Below are 6,634 nucleotides of genomic sequence, written 5' to 3' on the forward strand. Positions count from 1 at the left end.
TGGATCCGAAGTCCAGCGCTCTATCCAGTTGAGCTACGGGGGCACAAGGGAGGGCGACGGGGATCGAACCCGCGACCTCCTGATCCACAGTCAGGCGCTCTAACCGCTGAGCTACGCCCTCCGTGCTGCTTTCAATTTTACTGCAGTCTCCATACCTATGCAATCCAGGCCTGCGGTGTGGACTCCCTGCCCTACGCTATGATATGTAACTGTTCCATGCGCCCCGTCGCGTCGATTAGCAACTGGCCTCCCAGGATGCTCCGGCGCCGCACGTTTGTCTGCGCGGACGCGGAGTCGGGTCGGCGAAGGCCGACCATCGGCCGCAGGGCCCGAAGAGGACGATTTCCATCGGCGCAGCACCGGGCGTCCGCCGGCGCGGACGAAGGACTTGTACATGATTTGGCCCTGGAAACTTTGAGAAGCTACAGGCCACCTTGGACAGTCCACACGACGCTCAAACAGAGTGGGAGGGTTAGAGCCTACCATGCGCCATCTGGTGATCATCCCGACTTACAATGAACGGGAGAACATTGAGGCATTGATCCGGGCGCTTCTGGATCTCCCTCTCCCTTTGGAGGTCGTAGTGGTAGACGACCATTCGCCCGACGGGACAGGGGAGTTGGTGAGTGCGATGGCGGCCAGGGATCCTCGGATCCACGGGATCCACCGGCCAGCCAAATTGGGGCTGGGGACCGCCTATGTGACTGGGTTCCGTTTCGGGTTGGCCCGCAACTATGCGCGCATCCTGACGATGGATGCCGATTTCTCCCATGATCCTGCGCACGTGCCGGCCCTGATCGAGAGAAGCGAGGAGGCGGATCTGGTGATCGGCTCCCGTTACATTCCGGGCGGGGAAGTGGTGGACAGCCCGTGGTATCGGCGGCTGTTGAGCCGAGGGGCCAACACCTTCGCCCGAACGCTGCTGGGATTAACCCCGCGAGACGTCACCGCTGGCTTTCGCTGCTATCGCCCACAAGTTCTGGAGGCCATTGCCCCAGAGACCATACGCGCGGAAGGGTATGCGTTCCTGATTGAGATCACCTATCGAGTGCAACGGGCGGGTTTTCGGATCGCCGAAGTGCCCATCCGGTTTAAGGACCGCCGCTACGGGCGCTCCAAAGTTTCCCGACGGGAGATCGGACGGGCCCTGTGGACGGTCCTCCGGCTCTCTGCGGATCGACTGCGGGCCCTGTGACGCTCAAGCGGTGATAGGTACCATGTAATGAAGATCCCCGGGTTTCAGGAGGCGGCGCGGTGGAATTCGTTGTCTGTAATCTCTGTGGCTCCTCTCGGACCCGCTTGCGCTTCCCCAGCACTCTCTCGCGCCGGAGGGATCGGGCAGCGGACTTCCGATGCACCAGCAACGGCTACGGAATCCATCCGCCGATTGTTCAATGCCTGGATTGCGGACTGGTCTATGCCAATCCCCGCTATGAAGCGGCGGAGATCACAGAGACCTATCGGGCGATCGAGGACCCTTTGTATTTGCTGGAGCGGGAAGGACGGGTGTTGACGTTCGAACGGCATCTCCGGCCCATCGAGCGGCTGATCGGCCCAGGGCGCGGCCGGCGCCTCCTGGATGTCGGTTGCCATATCGGGGTATTTCTAGAGATCGCTGCCGCCCACGGCTGGGATGCCTGGGGTGTGGAGCCCTCCCGCTGGGCCGTCGAGATCGCCCGCTCCAGAGGGCTTCAGGTCATTGAGGGTACGCTCCGGGAGGCGGCTTTCCCGGACGCCTGGTTTGATGTGGTCACTATGTGGGATGTCATCGAGCACCTCAGCGATCCTCTGGGGGAACTTCGGGAGGTTTATCGGATTCTGAAGCCCGGCGGCTGGGTGGTGATTCATACGATGGATATCGAAAGCCCCTTCGCTCAACTCCTGGGCTCCCGGTGGCCGTGGTTGATGGAGATGCATCTTTATTATTTCTCCCCTCGCACATTGGGGAATATGCTGGAGCGCGTGGGATTCCAGGTTCACCACACGGCTGCGGAAGGCCGGTATCTGCGCCTGGGCTATCTGGCCACTCGGGTCCGGGCCCTCTTTCCACGCCTGGGCACCCTTCTGGTCTGGCTGGTCCAAGGCGCCCATCTAGAGGGGCGCTCGGTTTATATCAACCTGGGAGACTTGTTTACGGCCTATGCTTGGAAGCCAAGGAGTTCGTTTGAGGGAGGATAGCGATCAGCCGGTGGCCGCCCTTCCAGCGAGCTTTGTGCGTCTCCCGGTGTTGCATGCCGAGCGCATCTCATACAGATTCTTCTCAAAACCCCTTTTATTACCTTCATTGTCGAAGCGCTTGAAGGTACCTGCTCTCTTCCCTCCCCACAACGTGTTTGTAACTGGGTGCTCAAGCCTGATTAGGAGCGCCCGCGACAGGAGGCGGGAAGGCCCCGCCCCCAATGAGGGAATTCACCGCGTAACTCCTTAAATGATTCAGGATATAGCGTTAACATAACGGAAGGGAGGGCAGTTGCCCTTCTACAGGGGGATGTTTAGAATTAGGGCTGGATCCTCGCTGCAGGAGGCTGCGATGAACATTCCCCCCGATTTGCGCTACACCGAGACCGATGAATGGGTCCGCCTGGAAGGCGAGGAAGCGATATGCGGCGTTACGGATTACGCCCAGAGTCAGCTCTCCGATGTGGTATATGTGGAACTCCCCGAGGTCGGCCGCACGTTCCAGAAAGGTGAGGTCTTCGGGACCATCGAATCGGTGAAAGCGGCGGCTGATCTTTATATGCCGATGAGCGGGACCATCACGGCGGTGAACAAGGAGCTGGCCGATAACCCGGAGTGGGTCAACCAGGATCCTTACGGGCGAGCCTGGCTGATCCGGTTTCGTCCCAGCAACCCAACGGAATATGAAACCCTGATGGACGCTGAGGCCTATCGGGCTCATTGTGAGGCCCGCGCGCATTGAGAGCACCTTGGACACGGGCCCATGGGCTTCATAAGGGTTGGGACGTTTGCTGTAGCCGGCAGAGGGTCCATCTGGCTCCTGGCCCCGCCCATTTCCCTCAAGCCTGTTTCCTCCACTTATGGAGATCCGAGGGGTGGGGCCAGGCTTGTGGGATGAGCCATCCAACCGAGCGGTCTATTGGGGGAGGCGCCAATGCGCTTTATTCCGCACACCGAAGAAGAACGCCGTGAGATGCTCCGGGTCATCGGCGTGGAACGGATTGAGGACCTCTTCGCCGATGTGCCGGAAGCGTACCGCTTTCCTCCATTAAATCTCCCCGAACCCTTAACCGAGCTGGAGGCCCGCTGGGAGCTTGAGGCCCTGGCCGAAGCCAACACCCACGCCGGTCAGTATGCTTGCTTCTTGGGTGCGGGCGCCTATCGCCATTTCATCCCGGCGGTGGTGGATGAACTGCTGCGCCGGGGGGAGTTCTACACCGCCTACACCCCCTACCAACCCGAGGTCAGTCAAGGGACCCTCCAGGCGATGTTCGAGTTTCAATCCATGATCTGCGCCCTAACCGGGATGGAGGTATCCAACGCCAGCCATTACGATGGGTCCTCCGCCCTTGCGGAGGCCGTGCTGATGGCGCTGCGGCTGACCCGCGGGGAGCGGCCGAAGGTGCTCCTGTTCCCGACCATCCATCCCGAATACCGAGCGGTGGTCCGCACTTACGTTCAACATCTGGATGTTCGCCTGGAAGGGGATACGGGGTGGACCCTTTCCCAATTGCGGCAGCCTTTGGGCCTACTGGAGGAGCTGGAGGCTCATCTGGATACGGAGACGGCCGCCCTGGTGATCCCGTATCCGGATTTCTTAGGCCGGGTGCTTCCTCCAGCCCGCCTGCGAGAGACAGCGGATCGAGTTCATCAAGCAGGCGCGCTCCTCATTGCGGTGATCAACCCCATCGCCCTGGCCCTCTTCGAGCCTCCGGGGAGCTGGGGAGCGGACATCGTGGTGGGTGAGGGACAACCCCTGGGGATCCCCCTGAGTTTCGGCGGACCCTATCTGGGGATCATGGCCACCCGGATGGCGTTCGTGCGCCAGCTGCCGGGGCGCATCGTGGGGGAGACCGTGGACCTGGAGGGCCGCCGGGGATATGTGCTGACCCTTTCTACCCGCGAGCAGCACATCCGCCGGGAGAAGGCCACCAGCAACATCACGACCAACGTCGGCCTGATGGCCCTGGCCGCCACGATTTACCTTTCCGTGATGGGCAAGCACGGGCTTCGTCAGGTGGCCGCTCTCTGTTACCATAAGGCTCACTACCTGGCGGAGCGGATCGCTTCCCTTCCGGGCTACGAGGTCTGGCGGGAGCATCCTTTCTTCCATGAATTTGTAGTCCGAACCCCCCGTCCGGTCCCCGAGATCAACCGCATCCTTTACGAGGACTACCAGATCCTGGGCGGGTACGATCTCGGCCAAGCGGATCCGGAACTGTCGGGCCACATGTTGCTGTGCGCGACGGAGATGAACACGCGGGAGGAGATCGAGGCGCTGATAGAGGCGTTGGGGGAGATCGGAGCGCCTGCCTAGGGGTTGGGACAGCAAGAGACACCACAGGCTGCTTCCATCTATGGAATTTGACATAGGAGTCGCGCGGTGGTCCCCCCTTGTGGGGCTCTTCCCCCTTCTCCTGTGGACTCCGAACCGCGTCGCTCCTATGGCATCAACCCAGGTGATCAGTTTGCTGGCCAACCTTCCTTACGATGGGATGGAGGTGTCTGATGCCCGAGCCCTTGATCTTTGAATACTCCGTCCCCGGCCGGCGAGGCGTGGAGATGCCTGAACCGGACATCCCGGAGACTCCCTTCCCGGAGGGATTCCTTCGCGAGGACCTTCCGCTCCCCGAAGTCAGCGAGGTCGATGTGGTCCGGCATTTCCTCCGGCTCTCCCAGATGAACTTCGGGGTGGATAAAAACTTTTACCCTCTGGGCTCCTGCACGATGAAATACAATCCTAAGATCAACGAGGAAATGGCCCGACTTCCCGGCTTCGCCCAGCTTCACCCTTATCAGGATCCGGAGACCGTGCAGGGTGCCCTGGCGCTGATGTACCATCTGCAGGAGTTCCTCAAGGAGATCGGAGGATTTGCGGCGGTCTCCCTTCAACCGGCGGCAGGCGCTCAGGGCGAACTGGCAGGCATCCTGATGCTCCGGGCATATCATCGGGATCGCGGGGAGGGGAAAAAGCGAATCAAGATGTTGGTCCCTGACTCCGCCCACGGCACGAACCCGGCCTCCTCGGCCATGGCCGGCCTGCGGGTGGTCAACATTCCGTCCGATCGACGGGGCAACATCGATCTAGACGCGCTACGCAAAGAGTGCGATGAAACGGTCGCCGGGCTGATGATCACCAACCCGAACACCCTGGGCCTCTTCGATGAGAATTTGGTGGAGGCCATCGAGCTGGTCCACCGCTGTGGGGGGCTGATCTATGGGGATGGGGCGAATATGAACGCCTTGATGGGGATCTGCAAGCCGGGCGCGATGGGCTTTGATGTGATGCACTACAACTTGCATAAGACCTTCAGCACCCCCCACGGCGGCGGGGGCCCGGGGGCAGGCCCCATCGCAGCGAACGAGCGGCTGGCGCCCTACTTGCCCGGGCCCATCGTGGCCATCGACCAGGAACGAACGGTGCGTCCGGACGAGCCGTTTTATACATTCGTATGGCCGGAGCGGAGCATCGGCCGGGTGCGGGCCTTCCACGGCCATTTCGGGGTCTTCATCCGGGCCTACACCTACATTCGGATGTACGGCCCACGCCTGCGTGAGGTCTCCGAAGCGGCAGTCCTGAACGCCAACTACCTACTGGCGCTGTTACGCCACCTTTACCCGGTGCCTTATGACCGCCTTTGCAAGCATGAGTTTGTGATCATGGGGAAAGTGTCCGGCACGCCGGTGCGGGCGCTGGACATCTCGAAGCGGCTGATCGATTACGGCTTCCATCCCCCCACGAATTACTTCCCATTGATCGTGCCGGAAGCTTTAATGATCGAGCCGACGGAGACCGAGAGCAAAGCGACCCTGGATGCCTTCGCGGAAGCGATGCGCCGGATCGCGGAGGAGGCACGCCAGGATCCCCAACGGGTGCAGCAGGCACCCCACACCGCACCGGTACGGCGATTGGACGAGGTGCGGGCGGCCCGGGCGCTGGTCTTACGCTATATCCCGGCCTCCGAACCGCATCCCGCCCAGGCATGATCTATTCACGTAGAGTCCGCCGCCGAAAATTCGGTTCAAAGGCCTAGCTCCTCCGAGCCTGCGGATCCGGAGGACCGAATCGGGGGGCAGCGCTCCGGCGCGGGGAGGCCCCAGCGGTTAGACGGCCTTGCCGGTTCGACGCATGTTGACAACGAGGGGGGAATCCAGTATAGTTATAAGACGCGAAAAGGTCCAGGGCGACCTGACCCGGACCGGAGGTTGCCCTCATCGCCTGGCGCCGAGTCTTGACAAATGCCTGGGGTCGTGTTATAAAATAAAGTGCGCAGGCGCGGGCGCACCTTAACAACTGAATTGTGGCAGGAAGTCTGGGAACGTCCGGCGGCAGTCTTGCGGTTGGATCTTACACCCCGGGAGGTCAACCTCCTGGGGATGAAAGAGCCGACGGAGAGTTTGATCCTGGCTCAGGGTGAACGCTGGCGGCGTGCCTAACACATGCAAGTCGAGCGGA

5 protein-coding genes, 1 tRNA gene and 1 rRNA gene are annotated in these 6,634 nt (G+C 61.4%); 6 read left to right on the forward strand and 1 reads right to left on the reverse strand.

Going from position 1 to position 6,634, the window contains the following annotated elements; all coding sequences use genetic code 11:
- Nucleotides 1–48: 48 nt before the first annotated feature.
- Nucleotides 49–121: transfer RNA gene (locus ACFMO5_RS01280), tRNA-His, on the reverse strand.
- 363 nt (nucleotides 122–484) lie between these two features.
- On the opposite strand from ACFMO5_RS01280, the gene ACFMO5_RS01285 reads away from it, so the two are divergent.
- From ACFMO5_RS01285 to ACFMO5_RS01310, 6 genes are all read left to right on the forward strand, one after another.
- The gene (locus ACFMO5_RS01285; protein ID WP_376790964.1) at nucleotides 485–1,195 is read left to right on the forward strand and encodes a polyprenol monophosphomannose synthase; all 711 of its coding nucleotides are present in this window, start codon (nucleotides 485–487) and stop codon (nucleotides 1,193–1,195) included.
- A 59-nt stretch (nucleotides 1,196–1,254) separates the two neighbouring features.
- A complete protein-coding gene (locus tag ACFMO5_RS01290; protein WP_376790965.1) occupies nucleotides 1,255–2,178 on the forward strand; it encodes a class I SAM-dependent methyltransferase in 924 nt (307 codons plus the stop codon).
- A 352-nt stretch (nucleotides 2,179–2,530) separates the two neighbouring features.
- Complete coding sequence (gene gcvH / locus ACFMO5_RS01295) at nucleotides 2,531–2,920, forward strand: glycine cleavage system protein GcvH (protein WP_376790966.1); 390 nt, start codon at nucleotides 2,531–2,533, stop codon at nucleotides 2,918–2,920.
- Between the two features lie 192 nt (nucleotides 2,921–3,112).
- Nucleotides 3,113–4,495: an aminomethyl-transferring glycine dehydrogenase subunit GcvPA gene (gene gcvPA / locus ACFMO5_RS01300; RefSeq protein WP_376790967.1), complete on the forward strand. Its 1,383-nt coding sequence runs from the start codon at nucleotides 3,113–3,115 to the stop codon at nucleotides 4,493–4,495.
- A 191-nt stretch (nucleotides 4,496–4,686) separates the two neighbouring features.
- Nucleotides 4,687–6,165, forward strand: a complete 1,479-nt coding sequence (gene gcvPB / locus ACFMO5_RS01305; protein WP_376790968.1) for an aminomethyl-transferring glycine dehydrogenase subunit GcvPB — start codon at nucleotides 4,687–4,689, stop codon at nucleotides 6,163–6,165.
- A 399-nt stretch (nucleotides 6,166–6,564) separates the two neighbouring features.
- Nucleotides 6,565–6,634, forward strand: a 16S ribosomal RNA gene (locus ACFMO5_RS01310); the annotation flags it as partial.

This window comes from Thermoflexus sp. (assembly GCF_042408365.1).
Lineage (GTDB): Bacteria > Chloroflexota > Anaerolineae > Thermoflexales > Thermoflexaceae > Thermoflexus.